Annotated in this window: 20 protein-coding genes; 10 read left to right on the forward strand and 10 right to left on the reverse strand. The window is 43.5% G+C overall.

What is annotated here, in order from left to right; all coding sequences use genetic code 11:
• The first annotated feature begins 434 nt into the window (after nucleotides 1-434).
• From MJ612_RS00005 to MJ612_RS00030, 6 genes are all read left to right on the forward strand, one after another.
• The gene (locus tag MJ612_RS00005; protein WP_250418992.1) at nucleotides 435-2,423 is read left to right on the forward strand and encodes a BatA domain-containing protein; all 1,989 of its coding nucleotides are present in this window, start codon (nucleotides 435-437) and stop codon (nucleotides 2,421-2,423) included.
• Nucleotide 2,424: 1 nt separating this feature from the next.
• Nucleotides 2,425-3,687, forward strand: a complete 1,263-nt coding sequence (locus MJ612_RS00010) for a dihydroorotase (protein WP_187028260.1) — start codon at nucleotides 2,425-2,427, stop codon at nucleotides 3,685-3,687.
• Between the two features lie 67 nt (nucleotides 3,688-3,754).
• Nucleotides 3,755-4,264: a DUF4199 domain-containing protein gene (locus MJ612_RS00015; RefSeq protein ID WP_187028262.1), complete on the forward strand. Its 510-nt coding sequence runs from the start codon at nucleotides 3,755-3,757 to the stop codon at nucleotides 4,262-4,264.
• 23 nt (nucleotides 4,265-4,287) lie between these two features.
• Nucleotides 4,288-4,806, forward strand: coding sequence for a DUF4199 domain-containing protein (locus MJ612_RS00020; protein ID WP_187028264.1), 519 nt, complete (start codon nucleotides 4,288-4,290; stop codon nucleotides 4,804-4,806).
• A gap of 2 nt (nucleotides 4,807-4,808) precedes the next feature.
• Nucleotides 4,809-5,783 carry a glycosyltransferase family 2 protein gene (locus MJ612_RS00025; protein WP_187028266.1) on the forward strand — a complete coding sequence of 325 codons (975 nt, stop codon included), beginning with the start codon at nucleotides 4,809-4,811 and terminating at the stop codon, nucleotides 5,781-5,783.
• A complete protein-coding gene (locus tag MJ612_RS00030) occupies nucleotides 5,783-6,925 on the forward strand; it encodes a glycosyltransferase (protein WP_187028268.1) in 1,143 nt (380 codons plus the stop codon). Before MJ612_RS00025 ends, MJ612_RS00030 begins: the two co-directional genes overlap by 1 nt.
• A 51-nt stretch (nucleotides 6,926-6,976) precedes the next feature.
• Here MJ612_RS00030 and MJ612_RS00035 read toward each other — a convergent pair whose 3' ends face one another.
• A complete protein-coding gene (locus MJ612_RS00035; protein ID WP_187028270.1) occupies nucleotides 6,977-7,432 on the reverse strand; it encodes a DoxX family protein in 456 nt (151 codons plus the stop codon).
• A gap of 152 nt (nucleotides 7,433-7,584) precedes the next feature.
• Nucleotides 7,585-8,937: an adenylosuccinate lyase gene (purB, locus tag MJ612_RS00040; protein WP_187028272.1), complete on the reverse strand. Its 1,353-nt coding sequence runs from the start codon at nucleotides 8,935-8,937 to the stop codon at nucleotides 7,585-7,587.
• 270 nt (nucleotides 8,938-9,207) lie between these two features.
• Here purB and MJ612_RS00045 point away from each other — a divergent pair, with 270 nt between their 5' ends.
• Nucleotides 9,208-11,190: a transglycosylase domain-containing protein gene (locus MJ612_RS00045; RefSeq protein ID WP_187028281.1), complete on the forward strand. Its 1,983-nt coding sequence runs from the start codon at nucleotides 9,208-9,210 to the stop codon at nucleotides 11,188-11,190.
• A gap of 76 nt (nucleotides 11,191-11,266) precedes the next feature.
• Nucleotides 11,267-12,316: a bile acid:sodium symporter family protein gene (locus MJ612_RS00050; protein WP_187028282.1), complete on the forward strand. Its 1,050-nt coding sequence runs from the start codon at nucleotides 11,267-11,269 to the stop codon at nucleotides 12,314-12,316.
• Nucleotides 12,317-12,385: 69 nt separating this feature from the next.
• Here MJ612_RS00050 and MJ612_RS00055 read toward each other — a convergent pair whose 3' ends face one another.
• The 5 genes from MJ612_RS00055 to hemG all read right to left on the reverse strand — a co-directional run bounded on the left by MJ612_RS00055 (nucleotide 12,386) and on the right by hemG (nucleotide 17,393).
• A complete protein-coding gene (locus MJ612_RS00055; protein ID WP_187028284.1) occupies nucleotides 12,386-12,712 on the reverse strand; it encodes a DUF3817 domain-containing protein in 327 nt (108 codons plus the stop codon).
• Between the two features lie 109 nt (nucleotides 12,713-12,821).
• Nucleotides 12,822-13,886 carry a 3-deoxy-7-phosphoheptulonate synthase gene (locus tag MJ612_RS00060; RefSeq protein WP_187028286.1) on the reverse strand — a complete coding sequence of 355 codons (1,065 nt, stop codon included), beginning with the start codon at nucleotides 13,884-13,886 and terminating at the stop codon, nucleotides 12,822-12,824.
• A 277-nt stretch (nucleotides 13,887-14,163) separates the two neighbouring features.
• Complete coding sequence (locus MJ612_RS00065) at nucleotides 14,164-15,132, reverse strand: TerC family protein (protein ID WP_187028288.1); 969 nt, start codon at nucleotides 15,130-15,132, stop codon at nucleotides 14,164-14,166.
• 163 nt (nucleotides 15,133-15,295) lie between these two features.
• A complete protein-coding gene (locus MJ612_RS00070) occupies nucleotides 15,296-16,030 on the reverse strand; it encodes a polyprenol monophosphomannose synthase (RefSeq protein WP_187028290.1) in 735 nt (244 codons plus the stop codon).
• 13 nt (nucleotides 16,031-16,043) lie between these two features.
• On the reverse strand, nucleotides 16,044-17,393 hold the full coding sequence (hemG, locus tag MJ612_RS00075) for a protoporphyrinogen oxidase (RefSeq protein WP_187028292.1): 1,350 nt from the start codon (nucleotides 17,391-17,393) through the stop codon (nucleotides 16,044-16,046).
• A gap of 159 nt (nucleotides 17,394-17,552) precedes the next feature.
• Here hemG and MJ612_RS00080 point away from each other — a divergent pair, with 159 nt between their 5' ends.
• Together MJ612_RS00080 and MJ612_RS00085 are read left to right on the forward strand one after the other, a co-directional pair.
• Entirely contained in the window at nucleotides 17,553-18,077 is a 525-nt protein-coding gene (locus tag MJ612_RS00080) for a D-glycero-alpha-D-manno-heptose-1,7-bisphosphate 7-phosphatase (RefSeq protein WP_187028294.1), read from the forward strand.
• 26 nt (nucleotides 18,078-18,103) lie between these two features.
• A complete protein-coding gene (locus MJ612_RS00085; RefSeq protein ID WP_187028296.1) occupies nucleotides 18,104-19,240 on the forward strand; it encodes a hypothetical protein in 1,137 nt (378 codons plus the stop codon).
• Between the two features lie 97 nt (nucleotides 19,241-19,337).
• On the opposite strand, the gene MJ612_RS00090 is transcribed toward MJ612_RS00085, so the two are convergent.
• From MJ612_RS00090 to MJ612_RS00100, 3 genes are all read right to left on the reverse strand, one after another.
• Entirely contained in the window at nucleotides 19,338-19,703 is a 366-nt protein-coding gene (locus MJ612_RS00090) for an endonuclease domain-containing protein (RefSeq protein ID WP_187028297.1), read from the reverse strand.
• A 154-nt stretch (nucleotides 19,704-19,857) separates the two neighbouring features.
• A complete protein-coding gene (locus MJ612_RS00095) occupies nucleotides 19,858-20,040 on the reverse strand; it encodes a hypothetical protein (RefSeq protein WP_187028299.1) in 183 nt (60 codons plus the stop codon).
• Between the two features lie 93 nt (nucleotides 20,041-20,133).
• Nucleotides 20,134-21,528 (reverse strand): type III PLP-dependent enzyme domain-containing protein, encoded by a 1,395-nt coding sequence (locus MJ612_RS00100; protein ID WP_187028301.1) that lies wholly within the window; start codon nucleotides 21,526-21,528, stop codon nucleotides 20,134-20,136.
• Nucleotides 21,529-21,581: the final 53 nt, after the last annotated feature.

Here is a 21,581-nt window from a genome sequence, read left to right on the forward strand (position 1 = left end):
GCGCCGATGGTACTGGGGTCACACCCGGGAGAGTAGGTGGCCGCCAACCCTATCTTGCAACACCCCGCTTTAGCAATAGAGCGGGGTGTTTGCGTTTAAAGCCCCTCTCCACGCCCGCTCCCGGGCTACCGGCTTTAGTCTAAAGTGGTAGCGAGTGGCTGGCGCTTCTGCCGTCTAAGCAAAGCCTCTCCTTGACAGAACCAAGCCTTGCATTAGCAGCTATACAACTGCCTGCGGCTGTGAGCTAAACAGCCCCGGCTTGGGATGAAGGGGATGATAAAGAGAATCTGACTATTTATATGATTAGAGCTTTAGCTAAATAGTTTTAGTCTTCAATCTTTCGCCTCATTTATAGTAATCATTTTATACTTCATACCGTACTAGATTGGTATTATACCCGTTGTTTGTTTGGTATTTCCTGTCTAACTTGATTCATGGCTTTTCTTTATCCTTCTTTCTTATTTGCTTTAGCAGCGGCTGCTATACCTGTTATACTTCATTTAGTGCAGCTGCGAAGAGCAAAACGGGTACAGTTCAGTAATGTTAGGTTTATTAAAGCTTCTCAGGAGGTTACTGCCAGTCAGCGTAAGCTTAAAGAGCTTCTAATTCTTTTATGCAGGATCTGCTTTATTACCTTTTTAGTTTTGGCCTTTGCTCAGCCTTTTCTTCCTGGATCTGCTGCTGTGCCTACGTCTGATAAGGATGTTTCTGTAATGATTGATAACTCCTATAGTATGCAGAATTTGCATGCTGAAAGAGATATGGCCCTTCTTACTTTTGCTGTTGATAAAGCAAAAACTGTTTTTGATCTTTTCCCTCCTGCTGCTTCTTTCTCCATTTTAGATAACAATAGCATTTCAGTAAGTAAATTTCCTTCACCAGCTGACGCAAGAGCTGCTCTAGATAATTTAGATTTTTCCTCTAAGTCCCAGGGCAAGTTTAAAAGCAGTGGTGGTCATTTCTTTTTTTTCTCAGATTTTCAGAAGAATAACTTTACCCCTTCTTCAGTAAATCAGTTTGATAGTGTGACACAAGTTCATTTGTTACCCCTTGAGTCTGGAAGTATAGCAAATGTTTACATAGACACAGTCTATCTTGAAGATGCTTTCATAAGAGCAGGTGGTGAGAGTACTTTACATGTTATCATTCAAAATGCCGGGTCTGAAAGTATACATGATATACCTCTAAAATTGATAATAGATGAGCAGCAAGTTGCTGCTTTAAGTGTTGATTTACCTGCCAATCAGGCTACGGAAGCTGTTATAAGTTTCAAGGTTAGCAGTAACAGAAGTAGTTTAGCCTATTTAGCTGTAGATGATTATCCTGTTGAATTTGACAACACCTATTATTTTGTGCTTAAACCCTCTCAAACTATACACATCGTTGAGATTACAGATGGTAATAATTTAGACCTTGAAAATCTCTTTAGCAAGGAGCGGTTGTTCAGGTATACAAAATATCAAACAAGTGGTGTTAATTATTCCCGTTCTGGTGAAGCAGATATTATTATTTTAAATGGCTTAAAAGATATAAGTAATGCTTTGGCAACTACTATATCTAATTATATACAGGAGGGAGGTACTTTGATGATCATACCTCCCGCCAGCAGTGATATAAATGGATATGATGGTTTGTTTAACGCAGCCGGGATCCCGGCACGAGTAGCAGCATCATCTGGAATCAAATCTGACTTAGTAGCACCCGCAGCTGATAACCCATTTTTCAGGGGAATTTTTGCTGATTACGATAGAAAAATGCAGATGCCTTCTGCTGTCAGGAGCATGACTTGGTCCCGTGCTTCGGATAATATTTTAAAGTATAGGGGTGGCGTTCCTTTTATTTCCAGGTTTGATCGGGGCCAAGGGCAAGTATATTTGATGGCAGCTCCTTTACACGAAGATCATAATACCTTTGTTAATCATGCATTATTGTTACCAGTAATGTATAAGATTGCGATAAGTAGCTATAAGCAGGAACAGCAGCTGGCCTATACTTTAAGCGCGAATACTATAAAATTAACGATCTCACTTACCTCTGAAGGAGAAGGCATATATAAGTTAGAAAAAGACAGTCTATCGTTTATACCTGAACAACAAATACGAGGAGGTAACTTATACTTGAATATACCTCCTGATCTAAATGAAGCGGGCATTTATAAGCTAACCTTAAATGGTAAAACTGCAGGTACGGTTGCTTTTAATTACGATAACCGCGAATCACATTTAGAGCAGTATACACCTGAAGAATTGCGCAGTATAATAGGTACGGACAGGAAAAATATACACGTATATGATTATGGTGATGCCTTTTCGGTTAAGAATGAATTTGAAAAACGATATTTTGGCGTGAAGCTTTGGAAATATTGTCTAATATTGTGTCTGTTTTTCCTGATGGCCGAAATAGCCCTTATTAGATTTCTCTGACATGAACGTTTTCCTAAGAGCCGCTACCATCTATAATCCAACTTCAGAACTTCACCTGCAACGGCAAAATATCTTAATTGAGCAGGGAAAGATCACCTACATTGGTCCTGACGAGAAGCAGGCAGATCATATAATAACATCAGATCATTTATGTGTTTCGGTAGGCTGGGCAGATATGTACGCTGTTACAGGCGAACCAGGGCTGGAGCATAAAGAAGACCTGCAGAGCCTGGCATTTGCTGCCGCTGCAGGCGGCTTTACAGAAGTGCTTTGTATGCCAAATGTAGAGCCGGTTGTGCAGACAAAAGGAGCCATCAGCTATTTAAAGAACAGATCCGTTTATTTGCCGGTTACACTGCATCCAACTGCCGCCGTAACAATGGAAGCAGAAGGCAAAGAGCTAACAGAAATGATTGACCTGAAACAGGCAGGAGCTGTAGCTTTTACAGACGGAACCCATCCTATACAAGGGGCTGAAGTAATGGTAAAAGCGCTACAATACCTTCAGTTGTTTGATGGTCTGCTTTTGAATAGACCTGAAAATACTAGGCTCACTGTTTTTGGGCAGATGCACGAAGGAATAGCCAGTACTAAACTTGGCCTTAAAGGAATGCCAGCGCTGGCCGAAGAAACTATGGTTGCCCGCGACCTCCAACTGCTGGCCTATACAGGTGGTAAACTTCATTTCTCCTTAATATCTACTGCAAAGGCTATCGAAAGTATAAGAAAGGCAAAAGCAGATGGCTTACATGTAACTTGTGATGTAGCGAGTTACCAAGCTGCCTTTACTGATGATACCATGTTACCCTTCGATACAAACTATAAAGTTAACCCACCTTTCCGGAGTGCTACAGACGCTGAAGCAATTAAGTTAGGATTGGCAGACGGAACGATAGATGCGATTGTATCAGGGCATCAGCCACACGACACAGAAGCTAAAAAGCTCGAATTTGACTTGGCAGAGTTTGGGATTATAAACCTTGAAACTGCTTTTGCAGTAGCGAATACTACTTTAAGAGATGCCGTACCTTTAGAAACGATCATTGAGAAGCTGACCACTATACCTCGTAAAATATTACAGTTACCACAGCCTCAGATTGCCGAAGGAGAGTTAGCCAATCTTACTATTTTTGATCCAAAGCAGCAGTGGACACCACAAGAGAATACCTCCCGGTCAAAAGGCGTAAACAGTCCGTTCTTCGGGCAGCAGCTTACCGGTAAAGTAATTGGTATCATCCATAAGGGGCAACTGGTGTTAAATTAATTTTATTAATAAATTTATCTCTATATTACAGTTAATTACTATAGTTGCTGTAGTATAACCTGCATACATGTTTAATCAAGCAATAATAAGAGTTGGTATACGCTACGGCGTTACGGGTGGGGTAGTATGCTTTGCTATAGTTCTGCTGTTATACTTTCTCGGGCTGAATCCATTCGGCGACTATGGCCGCTATAGTTTTATACCTATACCATTTGCCATTTTTATGGGAATACGGTATTACAAAAAGTTTAACGACACCGAGATCGGCTTCCTGAGAGGGCTTCGTGTAGGAGCTTCCATTACTTTTTATACAGCTCTTTGTGCTTCTATGCTGGTTTTTATACTCACTTATATAGCCGGCCCTGAACTATTGCAGCAGCATATAGAAGAGATGAAAATGATGTTGGAAACCGGACGCGAAGAGCAGGTAAAATTATTTGGTGAGAAATGGTACCAGGAAGCTTACAAAGCGGCTGTAACTACAACACCATCATCATTAGCAGCTGGCGATTTCATAAGAAGGTTTTTGGGAGGGATGGTTTTTGCACTGGTTGCAGCTGTTTATTTTAGAAAGTAAACTTAACCTTAAACTATAAAATCATGACTGAAACTCAACCTTCTGTTACTTCGGTAGCGCTTAAGTATGGCTTTATTACGGCACTGGTAGGTGTTGTTTATACATTAATCATCATGGTAGCTGATCTGGGTGATAACAGATGGCTATCGGGCTTATCCTACCTTATCCTTATTGCAGGTATAGTTCTGGCCATGAAACAGTATAAAAACATCAACTATGGTTACATGTCTTATGGGCAGGGCCTAGGTATAGGTACATTGGTGTCTGCGGTGTTTGGTTTATTATCTGGAATCTTCGTGTGGATCTATACTTCCTTTGTTGATACCGGATATATGGACCGCATGATGGAAAAGCAGCGTGAAGCCATGCTGGATCAGGGATTGACCGATGAGCAGATTGACGCCGGAATGGCAATGACAGAAAGCTTTCAGGGACCGCTCGGTATGATTTTAGGTGGCCTGATAGGTGCGGTTGTAGTTGGTTTTCTATTATCTTTGATCATCTCTGCCATCATGAAGCATAACAGGCCAGAGTTCGAATAAAAATGCAATACCCTTATGATATTTCGGTAGTAGTTCCGCTCTTTAACGAGGAGGAGTCGCTGCCAGAACTTGTGCGCTGGATCCGACGTGTGATGCATGCGCACGAGTTTTCTTATGAAGTTATACTTGTGGATGATGGTAGCACCGACCGTTCCTGGGAAGTTATTCAGGAATTAAGTGCTGAAGACAATACCATCAAAGGCATTAGTTTTAACCGCAACTACGGCAAATCTGCTGCCTTGCACATGGGCTTTGAGCGTTGCGCCGGTGAAGTGGTAATTACCATGGATGCCGACCTGCAGGACAGCCCAGATGAGATTCCTGCACTGTACGACATGATCAAACACCAGAAGTATGACCTGGTGAGCGGCTGGAAGCAAAAGCGCTTTGATCCGTTGAGCAAAACTATCCCTACAAAATTATTTAACGCTGCAACCCGAAAGCTATCGGGCATACAACTGCACGACTTTAACTGTGGCTTGAAAGCATACCGCCAGCTGGTAGTTAAAAGTATAGAAGTGCACGGCGAAATGCACCGCTATATTCCGGTTATAGCTAAGTGGAGCGGCTTTACCAGAATAGGTGAAAAAGTAGTACAGCACCAAGAGCGCAAGTATGGCACAACTAAGTTTGGTCTGGAGCGTTTTGTTTATGGCTTCCTGGATTTACTTTCCATTACTTTTGTCAGCCGCTTCAAGAAACGCCCGATGCACTTTTTCGGAACTATGGGCACCCTGATGTTCGTGGTTGGTTTGGGAATTACAATCTGGCTGATCGTACAAAAGTTATTGGGCTTATACTCAGGCGGCCGTGTGCGTGATATTGTAGATCAACCTTTGTTTTTCCTGGCTTTAGTGGCGGTTATACTTGGGGTACAGCTGTTCCTGGCCGGTTTTCTGGCCGAAATGATATCCATGTCAGCCAGCAAAAAGAACGAATACCTGGTGCGCGACCGGGTAGGAGCCCTGAAAGTATAATGGCAAGGCGCATCGTTATAGTTGGGCCGGCACACCCATTGCGCGGTGGTGGTATGGCTACTTTTAACGAGCGTCTGGCGCAGGCTTTCCAGGAGAATGGGGATGATGTGGAGATCGTAACATTTAGCTTACAATACCCCTCATTTCTTTTCCCGGGTAAAAGTCAGTATTCTGATGAGCCTGCACCCGAAGGACTACGCATAAAGGTGCTCATCAATTCTATTAACCCGATCAGTTGGTTTGAAACGGGCAACTATATCCGAAAGCAGAAGCCTGACCTTGTTATTTTCAGGTACTGGTTGCCGTTTATGGGTCCGGCATTAGGAACAATTGCTCGTATTATCCGCAGAAACAAGTATAGCCGCGTATTGGCTATTACTGATAATGTGGTGCCACATGAAAAACGCCCCGGTGATGTCTCGTTTACCAAATATTTCCTGAGTGCCTGCCACGGCTTTATTACTATGTCCAGATCAGTACAGCAGGACCTGCAACGCTTTGAACCGCACAAGCCTAATCTATACTTACCACACCCGCTATATGATAATTTTGGGGCAATTGAAACAAAGGCAGAGGCCTGTGCTGCTTTAGGTCTTGATCCAAAGCATAACTACCTGCTGTTCTTTGGGTTTATCAGGGCTTATAAAGGATTGGACCTGCTGCTGCAGGCAATTGCCGACGAGCGTTTACAAAACAGGGAAGATATAAAGCTGATTGTAGCCGGGGAGTTTTACGAAGATGCTGCACCGTATCATCAACTGATAGCACGCTACAACCTAAAGGACCAGCTTATACTTCGCACTGATTTTATACCTAATGCTGCTGTACGCCATTACTTCTGTGCAGCCGACCTGGTGGTGCAGCCCTACAAACATGCTACCCAGAGCGGTGTAACGCAGGTAGCCTATCATTTTAACAAACCAATGGTAGTTACCAATGTAGGTGGCCTGGCGGAGCTGGTACCTGCCGGAGAGGTCGGATATGTGGTAGAGCCGAAACCTGAAACTATAGCCGATGCTATTCTGGATTTTTATAGTTCTGGCAAGCAAGCGCAGTTTGAGCAGAATATCCGGGAATATAAGCAACGTTTCAGTTGGGCCACTTTCACAGATGCTATTTACAAGCTGGCCGATAAAGTATAAAGCCAATTTCCTGAACCACGATCTGAAGCCGGAAGTAATAACAGAAGCTATTTAGTAAGGATGATAGGTGCTACGCTTTTTAATGCCATGCCTTGTAAACTTATAAATAGGGCAACAGGCAAGAAGAACACTGGCACCGAAGGTAACAAACAAATTAAGGTTGAAAGGAGCTTTTACACCAACAAAAACAAGGGCGGCAATAGCGAGTAGTAAAGTATAAATTCCTGACCCGACAGCTGCCCAGCGTACTTTAAACCCGAAGAGCAACATCAGCGCCAATACCACTTCCAGGGTAGTTACCGCGACCGCCAGATTTTCTGTTATGCCTTTTGGCAGTAATGGAATTACAGATTGCAGGTAATTCTCATAGCTATCCCAGTTGCCCCAGATGATGTTCGGTGTTCCTGGTTCTCCCCAATAGCCCAGCTTATCAGCAACAGCAGCGAGTAAAGTAACCGCCAGCGTGATCCGGAAAAGCAGTACGGCATAAGGTAAGTATTTTTCCATAGCGCTATAGTTAGCAAAAGGTAAACTATAGTTAAACGAGATTTAGCTATAAACTATATATACCAAGTATAAATACCTGTAGTTGCCGGAAAGAAAAGGGCATAAAAAAGCCCCGGCTACTACTATAGCCGGGGCTTTTTTATGAGGTTAAATTATATAAGATCTACACCGGTGTAACTGTATGGTGTTATCTGCTTTAGTTCAGCTTTTATACTTTCATTCACCTGCAGGGTATCTATAAAGCTGCTGATGGTTTGGGCCGTTATCTTTTCGTTTTTACGGGTTAATGCTTTCAGGGCTTCGTAGGGTTGTGGGTAACCTTCCCGGCGAAGTATAGTTTGGATACCTTCTGCCACAACAGCCCAGTTATCTTCTAAGTGTTGGGTTAGTGCAGCCTCGTTCAGTTCCAGTTTGCCAATGCCACGCTCCAGCGATTTTAACGCAATTACAATATGCGCCAGCGGCACGCCTACATTTCTTAAAACCGTAGAATCCGTAAGGTCGCGTTGTAGTCTTGAAATTGGGAGCTTGGCCGATAAGTGTTCTAAAATAGCATTAGCTATACCTAAGTTACCTTCTGCATTCTCGAAATCAATCGGGTTAACTTTGTGCGGCATTGCTGATGAACCTACTTCACCGGCTTTTATCTTCTGTTTAAAGTAGCCCATCGATACGTACTGCCACACATCTCTCGAGAAGTCTATCAAAATGGTGTTCAGGCGCTTCAGTCCATCAAAGTATGCGGCCAGGTTATCGTAATGCTCTATCTGGGTAGTATACTGGCTGCGGCGCAGGCCCAAACATTCCTGCACAAACCTGTTTCCGAATTCCGGCCAGTTTATAGTTGGGTAAGCCACATAATGTGCGTTAAAGTTACCAGTTGCACCGCCGAACTTTGCCGAAAACGGCACCTGTCGCAGCAGATCCATTTGTTGTACCAGTCGCTCAGCAAATACCATTATCTCTTTTCCCAAACGGGTAGGAGAGGCCGGCTGACCATGGGTATGTGCTAACATCGGTATATTTTTCCATTGCTGTGCAAGCTCAGCCAACGTTTGGTGTAACTGCTGGTACATCGGCTGCAGCACACGCTCATCTGCCTCACGCAACGATAGAGGGATAGCTGTGTTGTTTACATCCTGTGAGGTAAGGCCAAAATGAATGAACTCTTTATATTGGCCAAGACCTAACTGATCGAACTTATCTTTTATAAAATACTCAACTGCCTTTACGTCGTGGTTAGTAGTTTTTTCTGTCTCTTTTATAGTTAGGGCATCCTGTTCGGTAAACTGCTCATACATGGCGCGCAGGGCCGGGTACAGGCTTTTATCTACCTGCTGTAACTGAGGCAGTGGCAATTCGCAAAGGGCGATAAAATACTCAACTTCTACCAGCACGCGGTAACGGATCAGGCCAAACTCCGAAAAGTAAGCGGCTAACTCAGTTGTATTGCGGCGGTAGCGTCCATCCACCGGCGAAATGGCAGTAAGCGTTGTAAGATTCATCAGAGGTATAGTTTTTGTTCAAAGATAAGCAGGAATGGTATAGTACGCCAATTGCATTGAAATTTATAGCTTTGGGTGTCGTTTGTGAAAGACAAGATATAGCTTAAGCATACAAGAGTAACTATATCTAAAAAAGTACATTATCGTATGTGCTTGTGTATAACATTAAACATACAGGCAAACGTATCTGTAGGGGTATAATAACTGATCCTATATTTCAGATACTGAATCTAAATAGCGTAATTCGCAGCGAATATTTTGAACCAGCGATTGAAAAAAAGAATATTAATTGGAGCAGGCATTTTTGTGTCGTTGCTTCTCATCCTTCTCGTACTGCTTGTTACATTCCGGAGCAGGTTACTCGAATACACGATCAAGAGAGTTGAAGCCAAGATCGAAAATAAATATCCTGTAGACTTTACCATACAGCAGGCAAAATTTACGGACCTGAACTCTGTGGTGCTGAGCGGGATTTCGCTGGTGCCCCACGAGCGCGACACGTTGTTTGTAACTGATAGTGTGCATGCTTCGGTAAGTTTACGGTCTATACTTAAAGGGCGAATTGTTTTTGATAAACTGGATGTAGCTAACGGGTACCTTACTGCCCGCAAAAACGGTGATGTAAATAACTTCTCTTTCCTGTTTAAATCTGATGAAGACGCCCCGGCCGATACCTCTGCAAAAGGAGGCCGTAACTATGGCGAACTGCTAAACCGACTTATAGAAACGACTTTCGATAACGTACCGGGTCAGGTAGATTTCAAGAACCTGAACGTGTCTTACGTATCACCGAACCGCACAATAGATGTTAAAATGCCTTTCATGAAAATGGATGATGGCAACATCGAAACTGAGCTTTCTATCCAGATGGATTCTATAGTGAACCGGATGCAGGTACGAGGAACAATAGACCCGGGAGATTACAAATTAGCTGCCAGTTTATATGCATCAGATAATAAAGGTATTGAGTTACCCTATGTGCAGGAAAAGTTTGGCGGAACAGTTGTCTTCGATACGCTGCACCTGAGCCTGGAAGATAAAAATTATAAAAAAGACAGGCTTACCCTGAAGGGGAGTGCCATGGTAGAGAACCTGGTAGTAAACCACCCGAAAATTGCAACTGAAGATGTGCTCGTTAATGAAGGAGCAGTAGACTATGTGGTAACGATCGGGGAAGATTATTATTCCATTGATGAGCCAACCGAAGTACGTGTAAACAAAGCTGTTGCCAACCTGCAAGCCAGCTACCAGAATGCTACCTCCAAGATCATCGACCTGAGGGTTAACACAGAAGCTATACCTGCCAACAACATTTTCGAGTCATTGCCAACAGGCTTGTTTGAGAACCTGGATGGAATAAAAGCTCAGGGTGAGTTACAGTATAATATGAGCTTCCATGTAAATATGGATAGCCTGGATAACCTGAAGTTTAACTCTGACCTAGAAGCTTCCAAAGATTTCAAGATCGTGAAGTGGGGCAAAACGAATATCCAGAAAATTAATGGCTCATTTGTGCACACTGTGTATGAGTATGGCAAACCGGTAAGAACATTTACAGTTGGTCCGTCTAACGCTTTCTTTTCACGCATAGGAGCCATCTCACCATACTTGCGCAATGCTATACTTACCGCTGAAGATGCTGGTTTTTACAGCCACAACGGATTCCATGAAGAGGCTTTTCGTCAGGCGATAATTGCTAACCTGAAAGAAGGAGAGTTTGTGCGGGGTGGCAGTACCATTTCGATGCAGCTGGTAAAGAACGTGTTCCTGACACGCCACAAAACCATAACCCGAAAAGTAGAAGAGGCGATCATTGTCTGGCTGATAGAAAACCTGGACCTGGTGTCGAAGAGTCGCATGTTTGAAGTATACCTAAACATAATTGAGTGGGGACCAAACGTATATGGCGCTAAAGATGCCTCGCGTTTCTACTTTGGCAAGCAGCCATCAGAACTTAACCTGGCCGAGGCTATCTTCCTGACAAGTATAATTCCGAGCCCGAAACGTTACCGTTCTTCTTTTGATAGTTATGGTAACTTGCGCAGCTGGAAAGGTTATTACTATAGGTTGATTGGTGGCATTATGCGCCGCAGGGGATTGATATCAGAAGCTGAATACCAGAACCTGTACCCGAATGTAAGGCTGTATGGCCGTGCCCGCGACCTGATTGTAACAGCACAGGATACAAGCCAGGTGGAAGAAGTAGATACTACGGAATTCCAACTGGAAACAATTGACCTGCTGGATTTTTAAGACACAACTATAAGCATTAAGTAACGGCCCCGCAAAATACTTGCAGGGCCGTTATACTTTACAGCAACCAATAAGGATGAGCTCAGACAATAAGAACCATACTTCTGCAAATGGCATAGGACTGTTGCCTCGGGCAAATAAGCTGGCTGGCCGTTTAGGTTTAGACTGGTTCCTGCTGGCATTACTGCTCATGATAGTTTTGGCTTACCTGTGGCCGCAGGTTGGCTTAAAAGACGGGCCTCTGGCGCTAGGTACGATTACAGATATAGGTGTATCCGTCATTTTCCTGTTCTATGGTTTACGCCTGAGTCCTGAAAAGTTAAAAGCCGGGTTAAGCAACTGGCGACTGCATCTGCTGGTGCAGTTGAGTACTTTTGTGTTATTTCCGGTATTGGTGTTGCTGGCTATGCAGGTGGTTGGTGCCAATTCTTCTGATCTGCTCTGGATGGGGATATTTTATCTGGCGGCTCTTCCCTCTACTGTTTCATCGTCTGTGGTGATGGTATCGGTGGCCGGTGGAAATATGCCTGCTGCTATTTTTAATGCCAGTATTTCGAGCTTACTGGGTGTTTTTATTACGCCTCTTTGGATGAGTCTTTTTCTTTCGGCAGGAGCAGGAAGTATAGATATGCAGGATGTGATGCTGAAGCTGGTACTGCAGGTGCTGGCGCCGGTTATACTTGGGGTTATACTGCATAGCCGTTTCGGAGCCTTCGCAGAAAAGCATAAAGCCCGGATCCGGTTCTTCGATCAGAGCATTATTCTGCTTATAGTTTATTCTTCTTTCTGTGAATCATTTAGCCGCAATCTGTTTGGGGGATTTAGTCTGCTGCACGTGCTGGGATTAAGCTTTGGTATGCTGGCACTGTTCTTCGTGGTGTACGGCATCATTACAGCCATCAGCAGACTGCTTAAATTAACCTGGGAAGATAAAATAACTGCTGTGTTCTGCGGTTCTAAAAAGTCACTGGTGCATGGCACGGTTATGAGCAAAGTACTTTTCCCGGATGCCAATGTGGTTGGTATTATACTTTTACCTATCATGTTGTACCATGCCTTGCAGCTCGTAATCGCCAGTATCATCGCACAGGCATCGGCACGCAAGGGTGCTGCAAAACAGCTATAGTTATACCTGGGTATCTCTCAAAAAAAAGCCCCACCGTTTCCAGTGTGGCTTTTTATCTGTAAGTATAGGTTAAGCTGCTTGCTTTTCGCGTTTCTGGGCTAATTTGGCTTGTTCTTCCTCTTTCAGCTTTTTATCCAGCCAGAAGGTACCAAACGGGACAAATGAAAGTGCAAAGGCAACTATAGCTTTAAGTATAGACCAACGCTCTGCAAAAAACACATGTGCCAGTGTAGCTACATACAGCACAAACAATACACCGTGTGCCCAGCCTACATACTTAACCAGTTCAGGTATACCAAACATATACTTTAGTGGCATAGCTATCAGCAACAATACCAGGAACGAAATACCTTCATATAAGGCAACTGCGCGGAAACGTGAAAGTGGAGTACTCATGTCAAGAATTTAATTTTTCAGATGATGCTGCAACTTAACACACTTTTGCCATAAAACGTGCCTTCTGTTTCATAATTCATACTTCTTCCGGTTTTACCGCAAGGCGTTGTCAGGCTACAGCGCTGGTAGGCTCGCTGCCAGTAGTGGTTATACTTCCCAACTGCGGGCTAACCGGATGCAGCAAACTATGAAGCTGCTCTTGCTTTTTGCGAAGCTGATCTGCAGGAGATGCACCACCTAACCCGTAGCTGCTCATCTGGCTTGCCACAGTAGTGCGGTGCAATAGTAACTCCATTAATTGCTGGTCCAGCGTTTCTACTTCCTGTCTTAGCGCATCCAGGTGCTCCACCAGTTCGGTTGTTTCGCTCAGCTTTACTCGGGTTTTAAGGGCGTTAATCAACAAGCCCAGTTCCTGCGGCATTAACTGCTGTTGCTGGCTGCTAAGGGCAGTAGCCGGGCTAACATGCGACTCAAACAACAAACCATCTATACCTAAATCCAGGGCACGCTGGCCTACCGGGTACAACAAGCTGCGTTTACCTGCAATATGGCTGGTGTCGCAAAGTACAGGCAACTCCGGAAGCTCCTGGCGCAGTTGCAGCATCACCTCCCATTTAGGCTGGTTGCGGTAGAGCAGTTCTTTGTCTTCACCGGAGAAGCCACGATGTATAGCACCCAGATCAGTTAAGCCTGCCTGCTGCAATCTTTCAAAAGCACCTATCCACAGACCCAGATCCGGATAAACGGGGTTGTTAACCAGTATTGGCGTAGCAGTACCACGCAGCACAGCAGCAATTTCCTCTACTGCATAGGGGTTTACAGTTACTCTCCCGTTCAGGCAAAGTATATCTATGCTGTGCTTCAGGGCTTCTTCGGCCTGTTGTGCGTTCGATACATCCACTGCCAGGCGCGTACCAGTTTGTTGTTTTACTTTTTGCAGCCATGGCAAACCAGTAGCACCCACACCTGCAAAGCTATTTGGGCGTGTGCGAGATTTCCAGATACCTGCCTTAAAAATAGAAACGTTCTGCAGATTATACAGAAGACGGGCAGTTTCTAATACCTGGGTTTCGCTTTCGGCGCTGCATGGGCCAGCAATCAGCACGGGCTTTCCGCTTGCATTCCTGAAGCTGGATTGCGGTGCTGCACTGATGGTTGTTTTACTTGCTCTCATGACTACATAAAATAAATTACTGTTTTAAAAATGGCTTTACAGCCTTTCGATTGATTGTTTTAAGTGATACAAAACAAAAAGCCCCGCTTGTGGGCGGGGCTCTCTATGGTATTGCTAAAGTATATATATACTATACACAAATGTCTACCACCAGAGCCCCGCAAAGCTGGACCTTGGAAATATTGGCATACATATTTGTGCAGAATAGCGTCATTTGTTGTATTAATTGATGCAAGTAAAAGTATAAATTCTTTTAAAAGCAATTTTTAAGCTTAAATTATTTTTTATCTGTATCCAGGTTATTATCAAAATTCTGTGGTTTTGGCAGCTCATCATCCTTCTTCGGGAACAGCAGCGATGCAATAACTGAGATAGCAAGTATACCTCCCACAACACCTAATGCAATGCGCATATCCAGGTGGAAAACATCGCTTAGCAGCAGTTTAAAACCTATAAATACAAGTATAACCGATAACCCATAGTGCAGGTAATGGAACAGCTGCATGATACCAGCCAAGGCAAAGTATAAAGCTCTTAAGCCCAGCAACGCAAATACGTTAGAAGTATAAACAATGAATGGATCTTTAGAGATGGCAAGTATGGCAGGTATGGAGTCGGCAGCAAAAACGATGTCGGTGGTCTCCACCATAATCAGTACCAGGAACAACGGCGTTGCGAAAATCTTCCCGTCTATTTTTGTAAAGAACTTACCACCCACCGAATGCTTGGTAAAAGGCAGTTTCTGGCTGATCCAGACAATGAACGGGTTCTGCTCAGGGTGCAGCTCATCATCGCTTTTCTGGAAAGCCATTTTTATACCTGTAAATACCAGGAACGCACCCAGTATGTAGATAATAAAGTGGAACTTAGCGATAAGCGCCACACCCACAAGTATAAATATAGCCCGGAAAACTAGCGCCCCTAAAATACCCCAGAACAGGATCTTGTGCTGAAATTTGGTCGGAACCTTAAAGAAGTTGAAGATGAGGATAAAGACAAACAAATTGTCAACACTCAGCGACTTCTCAATTAAATAACCTGTAAGAAATTCAAGTGCAGGGCCGGGGCCTTTCCAGTAGTAAATCAGTAAGTTGAATGCCAGCGAAAGCCCGATCCAGAACACGCTCCAAAGCAACGCCTCCTTTATTTTAACTTCATGCTCTTTTCGGTGGAACACAAACAGATCCAGGCCAAGTAAAAGCAAAACAAAAACATTAAAGAAGATCCAGAAATATATCTCGCTCATAAAAAGAGTATTCAGAGGCTTACTGCCAATTCGGGTTATAACTTATACCTGATAAGCTACTTTTTGGGTAAAGTTACTTCATTTAGGCGTAGATATATAGCGAAGTGCTATGAATTTGTGCCGGAAAGCAGGATATAAGCCGGATACGACAGGTATCTGTCTGCTAGTACCGGTCGAAGTGGCGGAAGAAACTGTTAACTTTCATTTTTAGCACGCCCAGTACCGCCTCCTTAAATATACCCGACGACATTTTAGACTGGCCTTTGGTACGGTCTGTAAAAATGATCGGTACTTCCTTTATCTTAAAGCCATACTTGTAAGTCAGGAACTTCATCTCGATCTGGAAAGCATACCCTACAAAGCGGATTTTGTTAAGCTGTATGGTTTGCAACACCTTGCGGCGATAGCATTTAAACCCGGCCGTAGTGTCGGCAATGGGCATACCCGTTATCAGGCGCACATATAAACTGGCAAACCACGACATCAGTACACGGTTCATTGGCCAGTTAACCACGTTTACGCCCTGTATATAGCGGCTGCCGATGGCCATATCGTAACCATCCAAAGCACAGGCGTCATGTAATTTTATCAGATCGTCGGGATTGTGCGAGAAGTCGGCATCCATCTCAAAAATAAATTCATAGCCATTACGCAGCGCATATTTAAAGCCATGAATGTAAGCGGTGCCAAGCCCTAACTTTCCCTGGCGGGTTTCCAGGTGTAAACGTTCAGGATACTCAATCTGCAGGTCGCGCACAATGTTGGCTGTGCCGTCTGGTGAGTTGTCGTCGATGATCAAAAGATGAAAGGGGTGAGTCAGCGACATCACTTTTCTAACTATAGACTCAATGTTCTCCCGCTCATTATAGGTTGGGATGATCACCAACGATTCTTTCATGCCACAAATATAGCTATTCAGCTATTGATGGCGTGGGCCTTTTTAAATTAATTTTGTGAGCAAGTTCTTTTGCATGGCGAATACAACTAGGTACCGAAACTCCTGCCTGCCAGTTTGCAGCTATAAACAGGCCATCCTGCTCCAGTTGTTTTGCCATTTCGTGGGCATCTTCTATGTACATGTCATACTGCGGAATAGAGTGCTCCATAAAATGCATGTGCTGAAAAACAGGTTTGTCTGTTGTTATGCCATACTTCTCTGCCAGCTCTTTGTGCACGCAATCCAGTAGTTTATCTTTATCTGTCAGGGCGTTTTCTTCGTATTGCGCACCACCAACAAAACTGGTAACCAGCACCTCATGCGGACGGCAACGGCCATCAAACAAGGAACTAGACCAGATAGAACCTACCGTAAAAGGACATTCAGCCTTCGGATGCAGTGCACCAAATCCATCCAGGTCATGGCTAACATCGCGGCGGTTATACACCGAATGCACTATAGCCATAGGTGGGTAATGTATATTCTGCAAAGCCGCTGCCATACCCGGGAAAGTATAATGTAAAAGGTCAGCTGCCGGTAGGGCTGGTAAGGCAAGCACCAGCATAGTATATTCTTCATTGTCATGGTCGCCGGTGGTAGAGCAGCTGATAATGTATTTACCCTGGTTGCGGGTAATCATTTCTACCCGGTGGCCGGTATGCAGCGAGATTAATTTATCTGCAATAGCCTCAGGCAGGGTTTGCATACCGTTGGCAAAAGAGATGTTCTCATGTGTAAGATGAACACTTTTATGGTGCATCAACCCTTTCAGCACAGAGCCATAGCGGGTCTCCATTTCCTTCAGCATCGGGAATGCTTTATGGATAAGCAGCTTTTCGGGATCGCCGCCATATACTCCTGATATATAAGGGTTAACAACATAGTCGATAACTCCGGGGCCAAAGCGGCGTTCGAAAAACTGGGTTATGGTTTCATAGTCAATATCAGCAGGCGGTACATCTTTTTCTTTAAGTATGCGCAGTTTGGTTTTCCAGGAAAAGAAGTTGTTTGATAGTAACGAGAAAGGATTTGTAGGTAACTTTTCATAAGAACCATCACGAAGTATATACCTGTGGTTGCCAGCCTGTGCGGTTGGTACAACTTCCTGTTCTAGTTTAAGTTCGCGGATCAGGGCCTGTAACTCAGGAGTAGATTGCAATGAGTTAGGACCCAGCTCCAACAGATAACCACTTTCCTGTATTGTTTGGATATTACCGCCTACACGCTCCCCGGCTTCGAAAAGATCATAAGGTATACCCAGTTTTTGTAGGTAATAAGCAAGCGCTAACCCCGAAATACCCGCACCAATTATCGCCACTCTCATACTACTCACTTATTACTGTAATAATTCTTCTTATAATTGCACTATATTTTCATCCTTTTTGCTGATACCCTATTTATATTTACGGCATCGGCTGAGAAATTATACTTCTTGCAAACGCTTTATTTTCTATTTTAGCATTTAAAACCTTTATTCTTATACATGCCTGAGCAAAAATGCGTGTTCCTGGACCGCGATGGTGTATTGAACCGCGAACGTGGCGACTATACGTATCGATTGAATGATTTTGAAGTGATGCCAGGTGTACCCGAAGCGTTGGCATTGCTGAAAAATAACGGCTACCTGCTGGTAGTGGTTACAAACCAGGGTGGTATTGCCAAAGGATTATATACCAAAACCGATGTAATGGCCTGCCACCAGAAGCTGCAGAATAGCTGTGGTAACCTGATAGATGCACATTATTACGCCCCCTCACATCCTAATTATTCCGAATCTCTTTCCCGAAAGCCAGATAGCCTGATGCTGGAACGCGCCATAGCTAAGTATAACATTGGCCCTGCCCAAAGCTGGATGGTCGGTGATTCTTTACGAGACCTGGAAGCTGCTGAGAAAGTAGGAGTGAAGTCTATACTTGTTGGTGATAAGTATGAAGTTGGTACATATCCGGTGCAGGTAAAAGATCTGTGGGAGGCGGCGCAGGTTATAGTTTGTAAGGGGGATGTATAAATCAAAAGCTGAAACTTATCTACTGTATGAGAAACTATATACTTCTGTTGCTTATCCTGCTCTTAACTATAAATGCTGGTGCACAAGAACATGAGGACTCAGAGGATGAAGAATTAGATGAGTTGTTCAGGCCTGTGCCAAAGGCGAAGGTGCTAAACTATACATTGCCACAAATCAGGATCAGGAAAATCAGGAACTACACTCCATTTCAGGATCTGTCGCACTATTCTCCAGAAAAGAACCTGGCAATGATCCCAAACCCCAACCGCAACAGCTTTTTCTATACCATAGGCTCATCTGGGATTGTTAAAACTCAAGTAATTAAAAGAGGATCAATTGGAAACACTCATGCCATTCTATACCGTGATTCAAGGTATAGCCAAGGTAAAGATGTATGGTTAGCTCTATATGACCCTGAACAAGAACGTTGGGAAAAGTATTACACCGGTTTAACTCAAAGCTTGCCCCTACATTTAAAATGGGACTCTCAGGTACCATTATTTAAAGATACTCACACCGTTCAAATTGAAGCTGCTTATACCCGGGATCTTCATTTAAAGGAAAACTTTTTTTCGATACTAGACCTGGTACAGGATGGTGTAGTGGTTGAGATAAACATTGCTAGCATTATAGCAGATTCAGACAGGGATGGACTAACAGACGTGCAGGAAGAGAGATTTATGCTAAACCCTAAGAAAAGTGATTCAGATGGAGATGGGTTGATTGATAGCTTGGATCCAAACCCACGTTTTAGTTTGCCACGAACAGAATTTACTCAGATTTATGAGGAGGTGTATTTTTTCCCAAACTCCCTTGATAATTTGTTCTACCCGATCCCCTTTATGCCGCTAAAGTATGCTATGTATGCCTTAAAAGGCTCCGATGCTTCTACTTATTTGATTGTGAGTGATGATAAGAATATACAAGGTATTGGCTTAAGTAACTACAGATTGATAATACTTACAACAGAAGAGTATAAAGCACAAAAAGACTTTGGGCTTAAAAAATTTAGGCAAATCCACTTCAGTCCAATTAGTAAAATAGGAGGAAGTAAAAATTTATATAATGTCAGGATATCGAGTGGGAGTGGCGGAAATAGTTATACCATAAGAAAAAGCAAGAATGGTTGGGAATACCGGCACGAGTATTTCTGGATAACGTAACTTTTTAGTTTTAAAGGATAGACAATCGTTGCCACGCTGGCATTGAAAGATCGAACAACCTAAGCTAATTACCCTCTTGAGAGGGGTAGGGGTGTGTTTACTTTTGCTGCTCTAATATCCAACTCTCAATGGTACGCAATACATTTGGTAAATTTTGCTTTACTTCCAAATCAGTTAAACGTAAAAAGCGAACGCCAAAACTTTCTAGTTGCCGCTGTCTCTCCATATCTTCTGCAAAGCTATAGTCATGGCTGTCACCATCAATTTCTATGGCTATCTTCAATTCACTGCTGTAAAAATCAACTATAAAACTATCTAACGGCTTTTGGCGGTGGAAATCATAGCCTAGCATTTTTCTGCCTTTTAATTCCTGCCAGAGAAGTATTTCACTTAGGGTGCTGTTGTTACGCAGTTGCTTTGCTAGTTCTTTCAGGTATGGCTTGTATGGTATGTGCTCTCTCATAAGTAAACACACCCCTAACCCCTCTCAAGAGGGGAATAGTTCACAAGTAATTTGCCCGCAATCATTTTGTAGTTAACTTATAACTATACCCCCAAAATAAAAAAACCGGCCTAAGAGCCGGTTTTATATTTTTAAGGGTGGTAAGTGGCGTTGGTTAGCCGTTTACGCGTTGTGTCGTAGTGGTAGTAGTCTCGTTAGATGCCGATACGCTTACTTTTTCCTTTATAGTAGGATTTTCTACGTTGCCCAGGTTGTAGTTGTAGGCCGGGCAGTAGGTTTTGCAGGAAGCCATACCCATAGCAAGGCAAAGCGTACCGAATACTAATAACTTTTTCATGGTGGTGAATATTTAACGATGGTAGATCAAAAATACGGGAAATACAATAAAAGCAAAAGACGCTAACTAAAAAACTTAAAAATAGTGTTTATCTTATACTTCGTAACCCAAGATACGTAACATCGCTTCACTTGTTTGCTCCGGCGCAAATTGCCAAGTCTTTATTTCTCCGTTCTCGTCTCTGTCTATCAGAATATGCTGCGGCGATGGTATCAGGCAGTGCTTAATTCCACCGTAACCACTTAGCTGCTCCTGGTAGGCACCCGTATGGAAGAAACCAATGTAAAGTGGCTCATCTTTAGGTATTTTAGGCAAAAACACCTGGAACGAGTGCATCTCTGAGTTATAGTAATCCTGGCTGTCGCAGGTCATGCCACCCAACTGTATTCTGCGGTATTCCTTATCCCAATGGTTAATAGAAAGCAGTGGCCAGCGCTGGTTCAGGGCCCAGGCATCCGGCAGGTTGGTGATAAAAGAACCATCTATCATGTACCATAGCTCTTTATCATTCTGCAGCTTCTCATCAAGTATAGAATAGATGTTGGCCGCACTTTCGCCTACCGTAAAAATACCAAATTCAGTAAAGATGTTCGGCTCCGGTACTCCCTCTTCTGTACAAATTCGCTTAATGGTACGCAGTATCTCCTCGGTCATGTAGCGGTAATCGTACTCCACCTGAATAGAAGTTTTGATCGGGAAGCCACCACCAATATCAATAGTATCCAACTCCGGGCACACCTTCTTTAGCTCGCAGTACTTGTGCACAAAGCGGCTAAGCTCCGACCAGTAGTAAGATGTATCTTTTATACCTGTATTAATAAAGTAGTGCAGCATTTTCAGCTCAAATCTGTCATCTGGCTTAATCTGCTGCTCGTACAGGTCAATCACGTCGTTGTAGCGCACACCCAGGCGCGAAGTATAAAACTCAAATTTAGGCTCTTCGTCTGATGCCAGGCGTATACCTACTTTGGTCTTTACCTTTACGTGTTCCTTATAGTAATCAATTTCCCCCAGGTGGTCCAGTATCGGCATGCAGTTTACAAAGCCTTCGTTTATCAGCTCTGATATCCAGTGGCGGTAGCGCTCACGCTTAAAGCCGTTACAGATAATATAGGTGTCCTTGCTGATCTTGCCTTTGTTGTAAAGCGCACGCACGATCTGCATATCGTACCCCGATGAAGTTTCAATATGAATATCATTTTTCAGGGCTTCCTCCAGCACAAAAGAGAAGTGCGAAGCCTTGGTGCAGTAGCAATAAGTATAAGTACCTTTATAATCCAGTTTCTCGATGCCTTCGTTGAAAAGCTTCTTGGCACGTTGTATCTGAGAACTTATTTTAGGTAAGTAGGTTAATTTAAGTGGAGTGCCATATTTTTTGATGATATCCATTAAAGGAATACCATTAAAAAGCAGCTCATTGTTCTCCACCTGAAACTCGTCTGTAGGGAAGTCGAATGTCTGGTGGATGAGGTCGGTATATTTATCCATTATAGGTTATGGTAGTATAAGAAAATATGCAATATTGATCGTTATTTACCATC

Source organism: Pontibacter deserti (assembly GCF_023630255.1).
Lineage (GTDB): Bacteria > Bacteroidota > Bacteroidia > Cytophagales > Hymenobacteraceae > Pontibacter > Pontibacter deserti.